The organism is Variovorax sp. Root411 (assembly GCF_001425205.1).
In the GTDB taxonomy this organism is placed as follows: domain Bacteria; phylum Pseudomonadota; class Gammaproteobacteria; order Burkholderiales; family Burkholderiaceae_C; genus Variovorax.
In genome coordinates this window covers 232,398-249,852 of the sequence record NZ_LMDW01000016.1, presented here as the reverse complement: position 1 = coordinate 249,852, position 17,455 = coordinate 232,398, and the positions used below count along the sequence as shown (strand labels likewise).

Here is a 17,455-nt window from a genome sequence, read left to right as displayed (position 1 = left end):
TCTCAGAGCAGCACGATGTCGTACTGTCCCTGCCCGATCGCGGGCTCGGACTGCAGCGAAATCGGCTTGCCGATGAAGTCGCTCAGCCCCGCCAGGTGCTGGCTTTCCTCATCGAGGAACAGCTCGATCACCTGCGGCGACGACACGATGCGGAACTCGCGCGGCGTGAACTGCCGCGCCTCGCGCAGGATTTCGCGCATCACGTCGTAGGCCACGCTGCGTGCGGTCTTCACGATGCCCTGACCGCCACAGGCCACGCAGGGCTCGCACAGCATGTGCGCCAGCGATTCGCGGGTGCGCTTGCGTGTCATCTCGACCAGTCCGAGCTGCGAGAAACCGCCGGCCGTGGTCTTGACGCGATCGCGCGCAAGCTGCTTGCGGAATTCCGCCAGCACCTGCTCGCGGTGGTCGTCGCGGCCCATGTCGATGAAGTCGACGATGATGATCCCGCCCAGGTTGCGCAGCCGCAGTTGCCGCGCAATGGCCTGCGCCGCTTCGAGGTTCGTCTTGAAGATGGTGTCGTCGAAATTGCGCGCACCGACGAAGCCGCCGGTGTTCACGTCCACCGTGGTCAGCGCCTCGGTCTGGTCGACGACCAGATAGCCACCCGACTTGAGCTCGACGCGCCGGCCCAGCGCCTTGGCGATTTCCTCGTCGACCGAGTTCAGGTCGAAGATCGGCCGCTCGCCCCTGTAATGCTGCAGCTTGCCGGCTGCCTTGGGCATGAACTCGAGGCCGAACTTCAGCAGCACCTCGAACTGCTCGCGCGAGTCGATGCGGATGGTCTGCGTGTCCTCGCTGGTCATGTCGCGCAGCACGCGCTGCAGCAGGCTCAGGTCCTGGTGCAGCAGCGACATCGATGGCATGCGCATCGAAGCTTCGCGGATGCGCGACCAGGTCTTGCGCAGGTAGGCGATGTCTTCGGCCAGTTCGGGATCGCTGGAATCTTCGCCGTTGGTGCGCAGAATGAAGCCGCCCGTGTTGGCCGGCACCACGCCGCCGCTGTCGGCAGCCGCGGCTGCCTCGATCAGCGCGAGCATGCGGTTGCGCAGCGACTCGCGCTGGTCCGAAGGAATCTTCTGCGAAACGCCGATGTGGTTGTCCTGCGGCAGGAACACCAGCAGCCGCCCGGCGATGCTGATCTGCGTCGACAGGCGAGCGCCCTTGGTGCCGATGGGGTCCTTGATGACCTGCACCAGCAGCGACTGGCCTTCGAACACCTGCTTCTCGATCGGCACCATCGGGCCGCCGTTGCGATGGTCGCGCTCGGGCGCAGGTGCGCTGGGCCGCGAGCCCGGCGTGAACGGCGCGACGATGTCGGCCACGTGCAGGAAGGCGGTGCGCTCCAGGCCGATGTCGATGAAGGCCGACTGCATGCCCGGCAGCACGCGCGACACCTTGCCGAGGTAGATGTTGCCGACCAGCCCGCGCTCGAGCGTGCGCTCGACGTGCAGCTCTTGCACCGCGCCGTGCTCGACCAGCGCCACACGGGTCTCCTGCGGGGACCAGTTGATCAGGATGTCTTGCATGGAATTCTCAGGTATTGAAACCGGCGCTTCGAAGCAGCTCGGCTGTCTCGAACATGGGGAGGCCCATGATGCCCGAATAGGACCCGCTGATGTGCTCGATGAACGCGGCCGCCGCACCTTGTATCGCGTAGGCGCCGGCCTTGCCGAGCGGCTCGCCGCTGTCGGCGTAGCGGGCGATCTGCGCATCGGTGATGTCGGCGAAGCGCACGCGCGACACGCTGAGCGCCGCGTGGCGCTGCGTGCCGTGCTGCAGCGCCACGGCCGTCAGCACGCGATGCGTGCTGCCTGACAGCATCCGCAACATGCGCGCGGCATCCTTCTCGTCTTCGGGCTTGCCGAGGATGGCGCGGCCGAGCGCAACCGTGGTGTCGGCGCAGAGCACCGGCGCATCGGCCAGTCCGCGGCGTTGAAGCCGGGCCACTGCTGCATCGAGCTTCAGTGCAGTAACGCGTTGCACATAGGTTGACGGGGCCTCGTTGGGCAGCACGGCTTCGAGCGATTCGGCGTCTTCGCCGGCATCGGCCAGCAGCAGTGCATGGCGAACGCCGAGCTGGCCGAGCAGCTGCGCGCGGCGGGGGCTTTGTGAAGCAAGGTAGATGAAATCCGGCAAGGTTCAGTTCTCCTGGGCGCCGGCTGCCCGTCGACGCTCGTCATTCGCGGTGGTAAGGGTGACCTGCATTCACCGACCACGCCCGGTACAGCTGCTCGACCAGCAGCACGCGCGCCATGGCGTGCGGCAGCGTCAGGTCGGACAGGCGGATGCGTTCATTGGCCGCGGCCTTGAAGGCCGGGTCGAGCCCGTCGGGCCCGCCGATGACCAGGGCGACGTCATCGCCCTCGCCTTGCCAGGTTTGCAGCCGTGCGGCCAGCGCCTTGGTGGTCAGCGCGGTGCCACGCTCGTCGAGCGCGACGATGCGCATGCCGCGCGCAATCGCACCTTCGATGCGCTCGCGCTCAGCGGCATAGAGCGTTTCCAGCGACTTGGAGCCACGCGGCTCGGTCTTGACGGCGCGCAGTTCGAGCTTGAGCTCGGGCGGGAAGCGCTTGGCGTAGTCGTCCCAGGCGGTCTGAGCCCAGTCGGGCATGCGTTGCCCGACGGCGACCACCAGCAGCTTCATGCGCGACGGGCGGGTGCCTTCTTGGCAGGCGCCTTCTTGGCGGCCACGGTCTTCGTGGCGGTTTTCTTGGCAGCGGGCTTGCCCACCACCTTGACCGGCACGCGCGCGGTGGTTCCCGTCTTGCGGGCCGGTGCCTTCTTTGCGGCGGTCTTTGCAGCCGTCTTGGATACCGGCTTGCGAGCCGGCGCCTTCGCCGCCTTGGCTTCCTGCTCGGCTGCGCGGATCGCGGTCTTGGAGGCGCTCGAGCGGCGCAGCGTGGGCTCCTTGCCGGCGGCCTTCTTCTTGCCTTCGGGTTCGTCCTTGACCGACGAGCTGGTCGCCATGGCAGGCTTGGCACCGCCGAGCTTGGCGCGCACCGGCTTGTCGCCCCAGATCTCTTCGAGGTGGTAGTACTGGCGGATGGCGGGCTGCATGATGTGCGCCACGGCCGCGCCGCAGTCCACGATGATCCACTCGCCGTTTTCCTCGCCCTCGATGCGAGGCTTGCCGAAACCGGCTTCGCGCACCGCATCGCGCACGCTGGCGGCCAGCGCCTTGGTCTGGCGGTTGGAGGTGCCCGACGCGACGATCACACGCTCGAACAGCGGCGAAAGATGTTCTGTGTCGAATACCTGGATGTCCTGCGCCTTGACGTCTTCGAGACCATCGATGATGGCTCGCTGGAGTTTCTGGGTGTCTTTCTTGGCGGCGGCTTCAGTGGTCATCAGGCAGAGCGGTAGAGGTGGTGTTGGTCAATATAGCGTGCAACCGTGGGCGGAACCAGCGAGGAAATGTCCACGCCAAGCGCTGCGCGCCGCCGGATCTCGGTGGCACTGGTATCCATGGGTGGCAGTTCGAGCGCCTCGAAACGAGCGCCAGCCGGAAGGCCGGGCAGCATTTTCGGATCAAAACGAGCAGTGTCGCCCGTCGATAATGCGCGATACGCTACAGAAACAATAGCAATGCCGAGTATATCCTGCCAGCCATGCCAGGTCGGCAACGCGCTCGCCTGGTCGGCGCCCATGATCAACACGAACTGCGCGCCCGGCTGCTCTTTCTGCAGCTCGTGCAGCGTATCGAGGGTGTAGGTCGGGCCGTCGCGCAGCACTTCGCGGCTGTCGACGACGACGGTGCCCTTCAGGCCGGAGAAAGCTAGGCGCGTCATCGCGAGGCGGTCTTCCTTCGGCGTCAGCGCCCTGCTCTTGTGCCAGGCCTGCCCGGTGGGAATGACGTGCAGCTCGGCAAGGCCGAGTTGCGTAAGCGCGGCTTCGGCAAGCGCCACATGGGCGTTGTGCGGCGGGTCGAACGCGCCGCCGAAAACGCCGATGCGGGGAGCCTTGCCGGAAGGATTCACAACCAGTCGCGCCGCACGATGAAGTCGCTGTACAGCGCGGCTTCGGGGCTGCCCGGTTCTGGCTGCTGCTGGTAGGCCCAGCTTGCCAGCGGCGGCATCGACAGCAGGATCGATTCGGTGCGCCCGCCCGACTGGAGGCCGAAGTGCGTGCCGCGGTCCCACACGAGGTTGAACTCCACGTACCGGCCGCGCCGGTAGAGCTGGAAGCTGCGTTCGCGCTCGGTGTAGGGCGTGGCGCGGCGGCGCTCGACGATCGGCAGATAGGCCGGCAAGAAACCTTTGCCTACCGAGCGGATCATCGCGAAGCCGTTCTCGAAACCGCCCTCGGAAAAATCGTCGAAGAAGATGCCGCCGATGCCGCGCTGCTCGTTGCGGTGCCTCAGGAAGAAATACTCGTCGCACCACGCCTTGAAGCGCGGGTACTTGTCGTCGCCGAAGGGCGCGAGCGCATCGCGGCACGCGGTGTGGAAGTGAACCGCGTCCTCCTCGAAACCGTAGCAAGGCGTGAGGTCCATGCCGCCGCCGAACCAGCAGACCGGCTCGCCACCCTCGGGCAGGGCAGCCAGCATGCGCACATTCATGTGGACGATGGGCACGTATGGATTGCGCGGATGGAACACCAGCGACACACCCATTGCCTCGAAAGGTGCGCCTGCCAATTCGGGCCGATTCTGCGTGGCCGAGGGCGGCAGCTTCGCTCCGCGCACCTGCGAGAAGCCACAGCCCGCGCGCTCGAAGAGTTCGCCGCCCTCGAGGATGCAGGTCAGCCCGTGGCCCTGCAGCGGCTCGCCCGGGGCCTTCTGCCAGGCGTCGCGCACGCACGCACCGCCGTCGGCCTTCTCGACCGCCGCGATGATCGACTGCTGCAGCCCACGAAGGTATTCGCCGACCGCTGCCGGGTTGGTTTGCTGCATCAAGCGCCGTGAGGGTTGCGCGCGTGAACCGCGCGGAATCCGATGTCCTTGCGGTACTGCACGCCGTCGAAGCTGACGCGCGCCGCAACCTCGTAGGCCCGTTGCTGCGCCTGCTTCACGCTGTCGGCCAGCACGGTCACGCAGAGCACGCGGCCGCCGCTGGTCTTGAGCTCGCCGTCCTGCAGCGTCGTGCCGGCGTGGAACACCACGGCATCAGGTAGCTCTGCCGGAATGCCGGTGATGCGGTCGCCCTTGCGCGGCGACAGCGGGTAGCCGTGCGCGGCCATCACCACGCCCAGTGCCACGCGCCGGTCCCACTGCAGTTCGACCTGGTCGAGCGTGCCGTCGGTGGCATGCCAGAACACTTCGAAGAGGTCGGACTTCAGGCGCATCATGATCGGCTGCGTCTCGGGGTCGCCCATGCGGCAGTTGAATTCGAGCGTCTTCGGATGGCCGGTGGCGTCGATCATCAGGCCGGCGTAGAGAAAGCCGGTGAACGGAATGCCGTCTTTTTCCATGCCGCGGATGGTCGGCAGGATGATCTCGCGCATGGCACGCGCATGCACCTCGGCCGTGACCACCGGCGCGGGCGAATACGCACCCATGCCGCCGGTGTTGGGTCCTTCGTCGTTGTCGAGCAGGCGCTTGTGGTCCTGGCTGGTGGCCAGCGCGGTGACGTTCTTGCCGTCGCACAGCACGATGAAGCTGGCTTCTTCGCCCTGCAGGAATTCTTCGATCACGACGCGCGCGCCGCCTTCGTTGTGCGACACGCCGAACTTGTTGTCGACCAGCATGAAGTCGACGGCCTCGTGCGCTTCCTGAGCCGTCATGGCAACGACCACGCCCTTGCCCGCCGCCAGGCCGTCGGCCTTGACGACGATGGGCGCGCCCTTGGCGTCGATATACGCATGCGCCGCTGCGGCGTCCGTGAAGGCCTCGTACTCGGCTGTGGGAATCTTGTGGCGCTTCATGAACGCCTTGGAGAACGCCTTGGAGCTCTCGAGCTGGGCGGCCGCCTGCGTCGGGCCGAAGATGCGCAGGCCGTGCGCGCGGAACTCGTCCACTACGCCTGCCGCCAACGGGCCTTCGGGGCCGACCACGGTCAGCGCGATCTTTTCCTTGATGGCCCACTCGCGCAGCGCGGCCGGCTCGGTGATGTCGATGCAGTCGTAGCGCTCGTCGCCGGCGGTGCCGCCGTTGCCCGGCGCCACGTACACGCGGCTCACCCGGGCAGCTTGCGCCAGGCGCCATGCCAGAGCGTGTTCACGGCCCCCGCCCCCAATTACCAGTACCTTCATTCGCGGGCCTTCATTTCTCGCTGTGGTTCAACAAACAAACATTCACTCATTCCGACAGCGAGGCGTTGTGATAAACGTCCTGCACGTCGTCGAGGTCCTCGAGCACGTCGAGCAACTTCTGCATTCTTGCGGCGTCCTCGCCGGTCACGTCCACGGTGTTCTCGGCGCGCATGGTGACTTCGGCGGCGTCGGGCTTCAGGCCCGCGGCTTCGAGCGCGTTCTTCACGGCTTCGAAGTCGGCCACGGCGGTGATCACCTCGATGGCGCCGTCGTCGTCGGTAACGACGTCTTCGGCGCCCGCCTCGAGCGCCACTTCCATCACCTTGTCTTCATTGGTGCCCGGCGCAAAGATGAACTGGCCGCAGTGCTTGAACTGGAAGGCCACCGAGCCTTCGGTGCCCATGTTGCCGCCGTGCTTGGAGAAGGCGTGGCGCACTTCGGCCACGGTGCGTACGCGGTTGTCGGTCATGGTGTCGACGATGATCGCCGCGCCGCCGATGCCGTACCCTTCGTAACGAATTTCTTCGTAATTGACGCCTTCGAGATTGCCCGTCGCCTTGTCGATGTTGCGCTTGATGGTGTCGATCGGCAGGTTCACTGCCTTGGCCTTTTCGACCGCCAGCCGCAGCCGAGGGTTGGAGCCCAGGTCGGCGCCGCCAGCGCGGGCGGCCACCGTGATTTCGCGAATGGCGCGGGTCCAGAGCTTGCCCCGCTTCTCGTCCTGGCGGCCCTTCCGGTGCTGAATATTCGCCCACTTGCTATGTCCGGCCATGGCTTTCTATCTCGCTGTCTTGTGTTTTCAAAGCAAGCTCCGAGTTTACTGTCCGGCGCACACAACGCCCGCCGCGGGCCGGGAATTCGGGCCAGGGCTTTTGGTGATAATCGTTCGATGACGCCATCGCCTTCCGTCGGGCCCGGGACTCCCGACACCCTGCCGCCGCACGCCCCCTTGCCGCTGTACTACAAGACCGAGGCCGAGCACCAGGCGTTCCTGCTGCGCATCTTCGACAGCACGGCCGCGGACTACGACCGCATCGAGAGCGTGCTGGCCTTCGGCACCGGCCCCTCGTACCGCCGTGCGGCGCTGCAGCAGGCCGGCCTCTCGGCGGGCATGCAGGTGCTCGACGTGGGCATCGGCACCGGTCTTGTGGCCCGGGAGGCGCTCAAGCTCATCGGCTCCATGGGCCACCTCGTGGGCGTCGACCCCAGCCCCGGCATGATGGGCCAGGTCAAGCTGCCCGGCGTCGAGTTGGTGCGCGGCGTGGCCGAAGCCCTGCCCCGGCCCGATGCCAGCTGCGACTTCGTAAGCATGGGCTACGCCATGCGCCACATCAGCGACGTGGCCGCGGCCTTCGGCGAATTCCACCGCGTTCTGCGTCCCGGCGGGCGCGTGGCGGTGCTCGAGATCACCAAGCCAGAGGGCCGCATCGCCACGGCTCTGCTCAAGGGCTACATGCGCGCCGTGGTGCCGCTGATCGCCCGCGTGGTCGGTCGCCAGCGCAACACCTCCGAACTGTGGCGCTACTACTGGGACACGATCGAGGCTTGCATTCCCCCCGAGCGGGTGATGCAGGCGCTGGCCGCCGCGGGCTTTTGCGACGTGCGCCGGCATGCGAGCCTCGGCGTCTTCTCTTCCTATACCGCCATCAAACCCGAACACCCCGTCGAGGCCAGCTGACAGTGCGAGTTCAGGACGACACCTCTTCTTCCCATCTGCGCGTCGAGCGCTTGTCTCTGCCGGCCAGCCTGGCGCTGGCCACCGACGGCAAGGCGCCTTTCGCGGCGCTCGGCTACGGCACACCGCACGGCGTGGCCTGGATGCCGACGGTCAACGCGCGCGTGCTGTCTGCCAACGGCGCCATGGCCGACGTATGGCACGCGAGCGGCCCGAACATCAAGTCGGGCACCACCGGCATCGCGCGCTGGCGCACCGACGGGCACTGGCTGCTCGGCGCCATCGACCTCGACGAGGCCAAGGAAAAACAGGGTCTCGCCGAACTCGCGCACCGTGCCTACCGCGACCTGTTCAAGACGCTCGACCAGGCCGGCACGCCACACCTGCAGCGCATCTGGAACTACCTGCCGCAGATCAACGCTGACGGCGGCGGGCTGGAACGCTACCGCCAGTTCAACCTCGGCCGGCAGGAAGCCTTCCTCGAAGCTGGCCGCGCTGCCTTCGAAGGAGCGCCGGCGGCCTGCGCGCTGGGCATCCACCAGGGCGCCCTGTCGATCCGCTTCCTGGCCGGCCAGCAGGCGCCGCTGCCGGTCGAAAACCCGCGGCAGGTCTCGGCCTACCGCTATCCCGAAACCTACGGCCCACGCTCGCCGACCTTCTCGCGCGCCGCGCTGGCGGACATCGGCGACGGCAACATCGCCCTCTTCATCTCGGGCACCGCGAGCATCGTCGGCCACGAGACCGTGCACCACGGCAACCTGCCGGAGCAGACGCGCGAAACGCTGCGCAACCTGCAGGCCGTGATCGCGGCCGCCAACGAGCGCGGCACGGCGAAGTTCTCGCTGGCCGAACTCGACTGCGTGGTCTACGTGCGGCATCCGTCGGACACCGAGACGGTGCGCGGCATCATCGAGGACACGCTCGGCGCCGACGCCCCAATGGCGCGCCACGCGGTGTACCTCGAAGCCGACATCTGCCGCAGCGACCTCCTGGTCGAGATCGAGGCCCACACGGTCGCGGCCGGCCAGCTGCGGGCCTGACCGGTCGTTGCCCGGCCCCGATTGACTGATTCAATGACTCGCGTGCTGCGATTTCTCACGTCGATTCCGCTCGCGTTGATGCTCTACGCGCTGCTGCTGTTCCTGGGCCTGATCTCGCTGGTCTGGAACTTCGTTGCCATGCTGATCCACCCGGTGATGCCGGCCGCGCCCGCGCGCACCGTGGGCCGCATGACCATCGCCTTTGCGTACCGCATGTTCTGGTGGCTGGCATCGGTGACCGGCATGATGCGCATCGACGCCACCTGCCTCGACCCGATGCGCAAGGAGCCTGGCGTGATCTTCGTGGCCAACCACCCGACCATGCTCGATGCGCTGCTGCTGGTGGCGCGCCTGCCGCGCAGCGCCTGCATCATGAAGGCCGACCTGATGGGCAACATCTTCCTGGGCGCGGGCGCCCGGCTGGCGCGCTACATCAGCAACAGGTCGGCCCGCACGATGGTGCGACTGGCCGTGAACGACCTGCGCAACGGCGGCCAGTTGGTGATCTTTCCAGAAGGCACGCGCACGGTGACGCCGCCACTCAACCCGTTCCGCCCCGGCACCACGCTGATCGCCAAGCTCGCGCAGGCGCCCATTCAAACAGTGTTCATCGACACCGATTCGCCCTACCTCAGCAAAGGCTGGCCGCTGTGGCGCGTGCCGCCACTGCCCATCGTCTTCACCCTGCGGCTCGGCCAGCGCTTTGCGCCCACGCAGAACAGCGACGTGCTGCAGGCCGAGCTGGAACAATACTTCCGCCAAAACATGGAACAGAGCGCCATCGACGCGCCCCCCGAATGCCAGACGCCTCGCGCACCCACCTTGTCCTGATTCCCAGCTACAACACCGGCGAACGCCTGTTCTCGACAGTCGCCGCGGCGCGCGCGCAATGGAACCCCGTGTGGGTGGTGGTCGACGGCAGCGACGACGGCACGGACGAGCGGCTGCAGCAGATGGCCGCCAGCGATCCTGGCCTGCGCGTGTGGGTGCTGCCGCAGAACCAGGGCAAGGGTTCTGCCGTGCTGCACGGACTGCGCGCCGCGAAGGACGCGGGCTTCACGCATGCGCTGACGATGGACTCCGACGGGCAGCACCCGGCGGACCTGATCCCTGAATTCATGAAGGCTTCGCTCACGCGCCCCGAGACGATGGTGCTCGGGCGCCCGGTGTTCGACGCCAGCGCGCCGCTGCTGCGCGTGCGCGGGCGGCGCGTGTCGAACGGATGGACGCAGCTGGAAACGCTGTTCGCCGGCGTGGGCGATTCGCTCTACGGATTCCGCGTGTACCCGGTGGCCGACCTGATCGCCGTGATGGCTCGCCAGCCGTGGATGCGGCGCTTCGACTTTGACACCGAAGCCGTCGTGCGGCTGGCATGGCGCGGCGTCAAGCCCGTGAACATCGATGCGCCCGTGAAATACCTGACGGCCGAGGAAGGCGGGGTCTCGCACTTCCGCTATGGGCGCGACAACGTGCTGCTGACGTGGATGCATGCACGGCTGATGGTCGAGTTCGTGTTGCGGCTGCCCGCGCTGGTGTTCCGCAGGCTGGCGAAGAAGCCGCCGTTTCAGGACTGATGTCTTGTCCCCTCCCCCCTCCGGGGGAGGGTTGGGGTGAGGGCTTCAGCGCGCGCGGCGCGAACGCAGCAGCAGCGTGACCAGCAGCAGCGAGAGAACGACGAAAGCAATGAACGACCAGTTCGCCAGCGTCAGGCCGAACAGCGTCCAATCGACCTTGGAACAGTCACCGCCGCCGCGGAAGATCATCGGCAGTGCGCGCTTCAGCGGGAAGGTCTCGATCATCCCGTAGAGGTCGCGCCCGCAGGACACGACTTCGGGCGGATACCACTGCAGCCAGCTTTGCGAGGCCGCCGTGTAAGCGCCGCCGACCGCTGCGAGCAGCGCCAGCACTCCGCCCACGAGCCTCAAGCCGACGTTGCGGAACACCGCGGCCAACCCGGTGAACAGCGCCACCAGCACCAGCGCATAGCGCTGCACGATGCACATGGGACAAGGCTCGAGCCCGACCACGTGCTGCAGGTAGAGCCCGAAGGCCAGCATGAGAACGCAGGCCAGGCAGATCAGCGCGAACGCGCGGCGCGGCGCGCCGAAGTACCAATCGATCAAGGAGACACCCAATCTTCTTCTACGAACACCCTGGCCTTGCGCGGATTGGCGACGACGGTGTCGCCTTCCTTCAAGCCCAGTTCCCGGAACTGTTGCGCAGGGAGTTGCGCCTCGATGATGGTTCCGGAGCCCGGATTATCTGGATTCGTTTCTGTGGGCTCAAGTTCCAGCCGCGCGATGGGCCCGACCACGATGGCGCGCGCCAGCGTGGCGACGATGCCGGAGGCGCCGGCCACGTAGCGTGTCACGTCGATGTCATGCGGGCGCACATAGGCGCGCGCCTTGGCGTCGCGCGCGCCGCTGTGCTCGGGCGAGTTCAGGCGCATGCCGTCGAGCTGCACCTCACCGTTGTCGGCCCGTCCATGGAACAGGTTCACGTCGCCCAGGAAGCCATAGACGAACGGGCTCGCCGGCTTGTCCCACACGTCTTGCGGTGAGCCGACCTGTTCGATCTGTCCCTTGTTGATGACGACCACCCGGTCGGCTACCTCGAGGGCTTCTTCCTGGTCGTGCGTGACGAAGATCGAAGTGACGTGCAGCTCGTCGTGCAGCCGGCGCAGCCAGCGGCGCAGTTCCTTGCGGACCTTGGCGTCGAGCGCGCCGAAGGGCTCGTCGAGCAGCAGCACCTTGGGCTCCACCGCCAGCGCGCGCGCCAGCGCGATGCGCTGGCGCTGGCCGCCGGAGAGTTGCGACGGATAGCGGTCGGCCAGCCAGTCGAGCTGCACCAGCTTGAGCAGCTCGGTCACCTTGGCCTTGATCTGCGCGTCGCTCGGGCGTTCCTTGCGCGGCTTCACGCGCAGGCCGAAGGCGACGTTCTCGAACACCGTCATGTGGCGGAACAGCGCGTAGTGCTGAAACACGAAGCCCACCTGCCGCTCGCGCACGTGCACGTCGGTGGTGTCCTCGCCCGAAAACAGGATGCTGCCTGTGTCGGCCGTTTCCAGGCCCGCGATGATGCGCAGCAGCGTGGTCTTGCCGCAGCCCGAGGGGCCGAGCAGCGCGACGAGTTCGCCCGACTCGACGTCGAGGCTCACGTCGCGCAGCGCGCGGAAGTCGCCGAACTGCTTGCTGATGTTGCGGATTTCGATACTCATGATTTCTTCTCTCTCACTCTCTCAGGCCGCAGTGGCTTCAGGGGGGCGTTCCGGGGGCAGCTCGGCAATGGCTCTCATTTCGCGCTCGTGGCGCCATTCGATGACCGACTTGATCACCAGGGTGACCAGCGCGAGGATCGCCAGCAGCGAGGCCACGGCGAACGCGGCCACCGACTGGTATTCGTTGTAGAGCACTTCCACATGAAGCGGCATGGTGTTGGTCTGCCCGCGGATGTGGCCCGACACCACCGACACCGCGCCGAACTCGCCCATGGCGCGCGCGTTGCACAGGATCACGCCGTACAGCAGGCCCCACTTGATGTTGGGCAGCGTCACGCGCCAGAAGGTCTGCCAGCCGGTCGCGCCGAGCACGATGGCTGCCTGCTCTTCGTCGGTGCCCTGCGCCTGCATCAGCGGCACGAGCTCGCGCGCGATGAACGGGAAGGTCACGAACACGGTCGCCAGCACGATGCCTGGCACGGCAAAGATGATCTTGATGTCGTGCTCCGCAAGCCAGGGGCCGAACCAGCCCTGCGCGCCGAACACCAGCACGTAGATCAGGCCCGCCACCACCGGCGACACCGCGAACGGCAGATCGACCAGCGTGGTGAGGAAGGCCTTGCCGCGGAACTCGAACTTGGCGATGGCCCAGGCCGCCGCCACGCCGAATACGAGGTTCATCGGCACCGCGATGGCGGCCGTGATCAGCGTGAGGCGGATGGCGCTCCAGGCATCGGGCTCCTTCAGTGCTTCGAGATAAGCGCCGACGCCCTTGCGCAGCGCCTCGGTCGCCACGGCGGCCAGCGGCAGCACGAGGAACAGGAACATGAACGCCAGCGCGAGGCCGATCAGCGTCCAGCGCACCCAGGCCGATTCGGTGGTGCCGGCCTGTGCGCGGCGAATGACTTTGGAAGGGGCGCTCATCTCATGCTCCAGCGCGGCGGCGCTGCCAGGCTTGCAAGCCGTTGATAACCAGCAGCAGCACGAACGAAATGACCAGCATCACCAGCGCGACAGCCGTTGCGCCCGCGTAGTCGTACTGCTCCAGCTTCCCGATGATGATGAGTGGCGTGATCTCCGAAATCATCGGCATGTTGCCGGCGATGAAGATCACCGAGCCGTACTCGCCGATGGCGCGTGCAAAAGCCATCGCAAAGCCGGTCAGCAATGCGGGCGCGATGGACGGAAAAATCACCTTGGTGAAGGTCTGCAGCCGCGTCGCGCCCAGCGAGGTGGCGGCTTCTTCCAGCTCCTTCTCGGTGTCTTCGAGTACCGGCTGCACCGTGCGCACCACGAACGGCAGCCCGATGAAGATCAGCGCAATCACGATGCCCGCCGGCGTGAACGCCAGCTTGATGCCGTGCGGCTCGAGCAGTTGCCCGACCCAGCCATTGCCTGCAAGCAGCGCGGTCAGCGAGATGCCGGCCACGGCCGTCGGTAGCGCGAACGGCAGGTCGACCAGCGCATCGACGATGCGCTTGCCCGGAAACTTGTAGCGCACCAGCACCCAGGCCACCAGCAGGCCGAACACCGCGTTCACGATGGCCGCGATCAGCGAGGCGCCGAAGGTCAGCCGGTACGAGGCCATCACGCGCGGCGCGGTCACGGCAACCCAGAACTGCTCCCAGGTCAGCGTGAAGGTCTTGAAGACCAGTGCCGACAGCGGGATCAGCACGATCAGGCTGAGGTAAAGAATCGAGAAGCCGAGCGTGATGTGGAAACCGGGCAGCACGCGCTTGGCGCCCCCTGCCCGGTTGGCACGAGAAAAAGGCGCTCCCGCTGACGGGAGCGCCGAAGAAACAGCGCCGCTCATTACTTGCCGCCGGGCGTATACAGCTTGTCGAACTGGCCACCGTCGTTGAAGTGCACCTTCTGCGCTTCACCCAGGCTGCCGAACAGTTCCTGCACCGTGAAGAGCTGCAGCGGCTTGAAGGTGGCGGCGTACTTCTTCAGCACGGCCTGCGAGCGCGGACGCAGCGCATGCTTGGCCGCGATTTCCTGCGCTTCCTCGGAGTAAAGCCAGTCGAGGTAGGCCTTGGCCAGTTCGCCCGTGCCCTTCTTGTTGACGGTGCGCTCGACCACGGCCACCGGGTTTTCGGCCACGATGCTGATCGACGGGTACACCGAGTCGACCTTGCCGGTGCCGAACTCGCGGTCGATCGAAACCACTTCCGATTCGAAGGTGATCAGCGCATCGCCGATGTTGCGTTGCAGGAAGGCGGTGGTCGCATCGCGGCCGCCGCGTGCCAGCACGGGCACGTTCTTGAACAGCTTGCCGACGAACTCCGCCGCCTGCGCGTCAGTGCCGCCCTTCTTCTTGATGTAGCCCCAGGCGGCCAGGTAGGCGTAGCGGCCGTTGCCGCCGGTCTTGGGGTTGACGATCACGACCTGTACGCCGGGCTTGACCAGGTCGTCCCAGTCCTTGATGCCCTTGGGGTTGCCGTTGCGTACGAGGAACAGCATGGTCGAGGTGGTCGGCGATGCGTTGTCGGGGAATTTCTTGGACCAGTCCTTCGCGACCACGCCGGTGTTGGCGAGGAAGTCGATGTCGGTGGTGGTGTTCATCGTCACCACGTCGGCATCGAGGCCGTCGGCCACCGCACGGGCCTGCGCGCTGGAGCCGCCGTGCGACTGGTCGATCTTCACGTCCTTGCCGGTGGCCTTCTTGTAGTGCGCCACGAAGGCCGCGTTGTAGTCCTTGTAGAACTCGCGGGCCACGTCGTACGAGGCGTTCAGCAGCGATGTGCCTTGCGCAAAGGCGCTGCTGCCAGCGAGTGCGGAGGACGCCAGCGCGAGCACGGCGGCGAAGGTCTTGATTCTGGAAGTCATGTGGTTGCCAAGGTTTCTGAAAATTCACGGCCCGCCGGCCAGGCGGCGGGCTCGTCGGTCAAGGACTGGAGCAAGGCAAGGCCCAGCGGCCAGTCCCCATGCCCCGAGTCGACGTTGATGTGGCCCGCATTCTGCATGCGCACGAACTCGCTGCCCCAGGCGCGCGAATATGCACCCGCCAGGCGAACGGGGCAAAAGGGGTCGTTGCTGCTGGCCACCACGATGCTGCGGTACGGCAGCGCGGCGTACGGCACGGGCGCGAAGTCGGACAGCACGGCGCGGCGTTCGGGGTCCGCAGGCGCCACCAGCAGCGCGCCCTGGATGCGGGCAGCGGCCTCGGCCGGCAGGTGCGCCGTCGCGATGCAGCCCAGGCTGTGCGCTGCGATCACCACCGGGCCGGGGCTGTCGAGCACCAGCTTCGCCAGCGTAGCCACCCACGCATCGCGCTTGGGCGAGGCCCAATCGTCCTGCACCACCCGTGCCGCGCCCGGAACGCGCTCCTCCCACAGGCTCTGCCAGTGGCCGGGCCCGGAGTCGCGCCAGCCGGGCACGATGATGACGCGAGTGTTCATGAGCACTCCCCCAGGCTTCGCGCACTTCGTGTCGCTTCGCCTCCCCCCTCGCCGGGGGCAACACCAGCGGCCCGGCAAAGCCGGTTCCGCGGTGTTCCACGAAGGAGCGTCGATGCTTTCACCGCCTGCTGTTCCGCTCTTACTTGTTCGGCTGCGGCGTGATGCGCAGGTAAGGCTTCACGGCCTTGAAGCCCTTGGGGAAGCGCTGGGCCAGTTCGGCCGGGTCCTGGATGCTCGGGATGATGACCACGTCGTCGCCGTCCTTCCAGTTCACGGGCGTGGCCACCTTGTGGCTGTCGGTGAGTTGCAGCGAGTCGATCACGCGCAGGATCTCGTCGAAGTTGCGGCCGGTCGAGGCCGGATAGGTGATGGTCGTGCGGATGACCTTCTTCGGGTCGATGATGTAGACGCTGCGCACCGTGGCCGTGGCCGAGGCGTTCGGGTGGATCAGGTCGTACAGGTCGGCCACCTTGCGGTCTGCGTCCGCGATGATCGGGAAGTTGACCGTGGTGTTCTGCGTCTCGTTGATGTCGCCGATCCATTCCTTGTGCTTGTCGGCCGGGTCGACGCTCAGCGCGATGGGCTTCACGCCGCGCTTGGCGAACTCGCCCGACAGCGCCGCGGTCTTGCCGAGTTCGGTGGTGCACACGGGCGTGAAGTCGGCCGGGTGCGAGAAGAACACGACCCACGAATCGCCGGCCCATTGGTAGAAGTCGATGGGGCCTTCGCTGGAATCCTGGGTGAAATTGGGGGCTGTATCGCCGAGTCGCAGAGTCGCCATGGTCGCTCCTGGGATGGATGGGAGCTTCGGATTGTGCGAACCATTGCTTCAATGCCAAACGAATATCTGCTTGTTTGGATATGGCGTTTTCCGCATAAGAAGCGGCTTCAGCAGCCTAATACATGCCGGATTCGTCGCCATGCAGATGTTCGGCCAGGAAATCGATCAACCGGCGAATCGCAGGCACCATCGCGCGCCGCGCCGGAAAAACCATGTGCGCGATGACCGGTGCCGGTCCCCATCCGGGCAGCAGCTTCGCGAGCCGGCCGGCCTCCAGGTCGGCCCGGCACATGTAGTCGGGCAGCAAGGCTGCACCCACCCCCTCGAGCGCGGCCAGCTGCAGCATGGCAAGGTCGTCCGCCACATAGCGCGGTGTGTGGACATGCACGTGGATCTCGCCGTTGGGGCCTTCGAGCCGCCATTCGCTGCGCCCCTCGCCGCTGGCCGACATGGCGACGGTCTGGAGCCGCTCGAGGTCGGCCGGCGTGTTCACCGGCCCCAGGCGCTGCAGCAGTTCCGGCTTGGCCACCAGCACGGCGCGGCTGGTGCCGAGGACCTTGGCGACGAGCGTCGCACTGTCCTCGATGGCGGGACGCACGCGCAAGGCGATGTCGATGCCCTCCTCGATCAGGTCCACGGGCCGGTTCATGACCCGCATGTCGACCCGCACGGCCGGGTAGCGTTCCATGAAACGCGGCAGCAACTGCCCCAGTCCACTGTGGGCGATGGTGACCGGGCAACTCAGGCGGACCATGCCGCAGGGCTCGGTGTGCACCTGTGCCACCGCGTCCGTCGCGGCTTGCGCCGCATCCCGCACGGCGGCCGAATGCCGCAGGAAGGTCTCGCCCGCAGGCGTGAGCGACAACCGCCGGGTGCTGCGCTGCATCAGCTGCACGCCCAGCCGCTCCTCGAGTTCCGCCACGCGGCGAGACAGGCGCGATTTGGGAATGCCGAGCGCCCGGCTGGCCGCCGCGAAGCCGCCGCGCTCGGCCACTTCGGCGAAGAAAACCATGTCGTTGAGGTCTTGCATGGCATCGATTGTCCTGCAAACAGGACGATCTAGGCAATTTTTGGCTACTTATCGATCACTCGATTCAAAAATAGAATTCTCCCATCCGCCGGCCACCTGAGCGCCGACAGCCAACACAG

20 protein-coding genes are annotated in these 17,455 nt (G+C 66.6%); 4 read left to right on the top strand and 16 right to left on the bottom strand.

All coding sequences use genetic code 11. The features are described from left to right. Nucleotides 1–2: 2 nt before the first annotated feature. The 8 genes from rng to ASC92_RS17770 are packed head-to-tail and all read right to left on the bottom strand — an operon-like array spanning nucleotide 3 to nucleotide 6,964. Nucleotides 3–1,529: a ribonuclease G gene (rng, locus tag ASC92_RS17805; protein ID WP_056518307.1), complete on the bottom strand. Its 1,527-nt coding sequence runs from the start codon at nucleotides 1,527–1,529 to the stop codon at nucleotides 3–5. Nucleotides 1,530–1,536: 7 nt separating this feature from the next. Continuing rightward, on the bottom strand, nucleotides 1,537–2,139 hold the full coding sequence (locus ASC92_RS17800) for a Maf family protein (protein WP_056518305.1): 603 nt from the start codon (nucleotides 2,137–2,139) through the stop codon (nucleotides 1,537–1,539). 40 nt (nucleotides 2,140–2,179) lie between these two features. Then, nucleotides 2,180–2,647 (bottom strand): 23S rRNA (pseudouridine(1915)-N(3))-methyltransferase RlmH, encoded by a 468-nt coding sequence (gene rlmH, locus ASC92_RS17795; protein WP_056518303.1) that lies wholly within the window; start codon nucleotides 2,645–2,647, stop codon nucleotides 2,180–2,182. Then, nucleotides 2,644–3,351: a ribosome silencing factor gene (rsfS, locus tag ASC92_RS17790; RefSeq protein WP_056518301.1), complete on the bottom strand. Its 708-nt coding sequence runs from the start codon at nucleotides 3,349–3,351 to the stop codon at nucleotides 2,644–2,646. Before rsfS ends, rlmH begins: the two co-directional genes overlap by 4 nt. Beyond that, nucleotides 3,351–3,980 carry a nicotinate (nicotinamide) nucleotide adenylyltransferase gene (gene nadD / locus ASC92_RS17785; protein ID WP_056518299.1) on the bottom strand — a complete coding sequence of 210 codons (630 nt, stop codon included), beginning with the start codon at nucleotides 3,978–3,980 and terminating at the stop codon, nucleotides 3,351–3,353. Before nadD ends, rsfS begins: the two co-directional genes overlap by 1 nt. After that, nucleotides 3,977–4,894 (bottom strand): oxygen-dependent coproporphyrinogen oxidase, encoded by a 918-nt coding sequence (gene hemF, locus ASC92_RS17780; RefSeq protein WP_056518297.1) that lies wholly within the window; start codon nucleotides 4,892–4,894, stop codon nucleotides 3,977–3,979. The genes nadD and hemF overlap by 4 nt, the downstream gene beginning before the upstream one ends. Then, nucleotides 4,894–6,192 carry a phosphoribosylamine--glycine ligase gene (purD, locus tag ASC92_RS17775; protein ID WP_056518295.1) on the bottom strand — a complete coding sequence of 433 codons (1,299 nt, stop codon included), beginning with the start codon at nucleotides 6,190–6,192 and terminating at the stop codon, nucleotides 4,894–4,896. Before purD ends, hemF begins: the two co-directional genes overlap by 1 nt. Before the next feature lie 46 nt (nucleotides 6,193–6,238). Next, nucleotides 6,239–6,964, bottom strand: a complete 726-nt coding sequence (locus ASC92_RS17770; protein ID WP_056518292.1) for a YebC/PmpR family DNA-binding transcriptional regulator — start codon at nucleotides 6,962–6,964, stop codon at nucleotides 6,239–6,241. Between the two features lie 117 nt (nucleotides 6,965–7,081). Here ASC92_RS17770 and ASC92_RS17765 point away from each other — a divergent pair, with 117 nt between their 5' ends. The 4 genes from ASC92_RS17765 to ASC92_RS17750 are packed head-to-tail and all read left to right on the top strand — an operon-like array spanning nucleotide 7,082 to nucleotide 10,481. Beyond that, nucleotides 7,082–7,870, top strand: a complete 789-nt coding sequence (locus ASC92_RS17765) for a class I SAM-dependent methyltransferase (protein ID WP_056518289.1) — start codon at nucleotides 7,082–7,084, stop codon at nucleotides 7,868–7,870. Nucleotides 7,871–7,872: 2 nt separating this feature from the next. Further along, on the top strand, nucleotides 7,873–8,907 hold the full coding sequence (locus tag ASC92_RS17760) for a hypothetical protein (RefSeq protein WP_056518287.1): 1,035 nt from the start codon (nucleotides 7,873–7,875) through the stop codon (nucleotides 8,905–8,907). A gap of 33 nt (nucleotides 8,908–8,940) precedes the next feature. Then, on the top strand, nucleotides 8,941–9,738 hold the full coding sequence (locus tag ASC92_RS17755; protein WP_056518284.1) for a lysophospholipid acyltransferase family protein: 798 nt from the start codon (nucleotides 8,941–8,943) through the stop codon (nucleotides 9,736–9,738). Further along, complete coding sequence (locus ASC92_RS17750) at nucleotides 9,705–10,481, top strand: glycosyltransferase family 2 protein (protein WP_056518281.1); 777 nt, start codon at nucleotides 9,705–9,707, stop codon at nucleotides 10,479–10,481. The genes ASC92_RS17755 and ASC92_RS17750 overlap by 34 nt, the downstream gene beginning before the upstream one ends. 45 nt (nucleotides 10,482–10,526) lie before the next feature. Here ASC92_RS17750 and ASC92_RS17745 read toward each other — a convergent pair whose 3' ends face one another. The 8 genes from ASC92_RS17745 to ASC92_RS17710 form a co-directional block, all read right to left on the bottom strand. Beyond that, entirely contained in the window at nucleotides 10,527–11,030 is a 504-nt protein-coding gene (locus ASC92_RS17745) for a disulfide bond formation protein B (RefSeq protein ID WP_056518279.1), read from the bottom strand. Further along, nucleotides 11,027–12,124 (bottom strand): sulfate/molybdate ABC transporter ATP-binding protein, encoded by a 1,098-nt coding sequence (locus ASC92_RS17740; RefSeq protein ID WP_056518276.1) that lies wholly within the window; start codon nucleotides 12,122–12,124, stop codon nucleotides 11,027–11,029. Before ASC92_RS17740 ends, ASC92_RS17745 begins: the two co-directional genes overlap by 4 nt. A 21-nt stretch (nucleotides 12,125–12,145) precedes the next feature. After that, the gene (cysW, locus tag ASC92_RS17735) at nucleotides 12,146–13,048 is read right to left on the bottom strand and encodes a sulfate ABC transporter permease subunit CysW (RefSeq protein WP_056518274.1); all 903 of its coding nucleotides are present in this window, start codon (nucleotides 13,046–13,048) and stop codon (nucleotides 12,146–12,148) included. 1 nt (nucleotide 13,049) lies between these two features. After that, the gene (cysT, locus tag ASC92_RS17730) at nucleotides 13,050–13,937 is read right to left on the bottom strand and encodes a sulfate ABC transporter permease subunit CysT (protein ID WP_056518272.1); all 888 of its coding nucleotides are present in this window, start codon (nucleotides 13,935–13,937) and stop codon (nucleotides 13,050–13,052) included. Continuing rightward, nucleotides 13,937–14,953, bottom strand: a complete 1,017-nt coding sequence (locus ASC92_RS17725; protein ID WP_056518270.1) for a sulfate ABC transporter substrate-binding protein — start codon at nucleotides 14,951–14,953, stop codon at nucleotides 13,937–13,939. The genes cysT and ASC92_RS17725 overlap by 1 nt, the downstream gene beginning before the upstream one ends. Next, the gene (locus tag ASC92_RS17720) at nucleotides 14,950–15,525 is read right to left on the bottom strand and encodes an RBBP9/YdeN family alpha/beta hydrolase (RefSeq protein ID WP_056518268.1); all 576 of its coding nucleotides are present in this window, start codon (nucleotides 15,523–15,525) and stop codon (nucleotides 14,950–14,952) included. Before ASC92_RS17720 ends, ASC92_RS17725 begins: the two co-directional genes overlap by 4 nt. Before the next feature lie 139 nt (nucleotides 15,526–15,664). Further along, on the bottom strand, nucleotides 15,665–16,306 hold the full coding sequence (locus ASC92_RS17715) for a peroxiredoxin (RefSeq protein WP_056518266.1): 642 nt from the start codon (nucleotides 16,304–16,306) through the stop codon (nucleotides 15,665–15,667). A 115-nt stretch (nucleotides 16,307–16,421) separates the two neighbouring features. After that, nucleotides 16,422–17,336 carry a LysR family transcriptional regulator gene (locus ASC92_RS17710; protein ID WP_056518263.1) on the bottom strand — a complete coding sequence of 305 codons (915 nt, stop codon included), beginning with the start codon at nucleotides 17,334–17,336 and terminating at the stop codon, nucleotides 16,422–16,424. Between the last annotated feature and the right edge of the window lie 119 nt (nucleotides 17,337–17,455).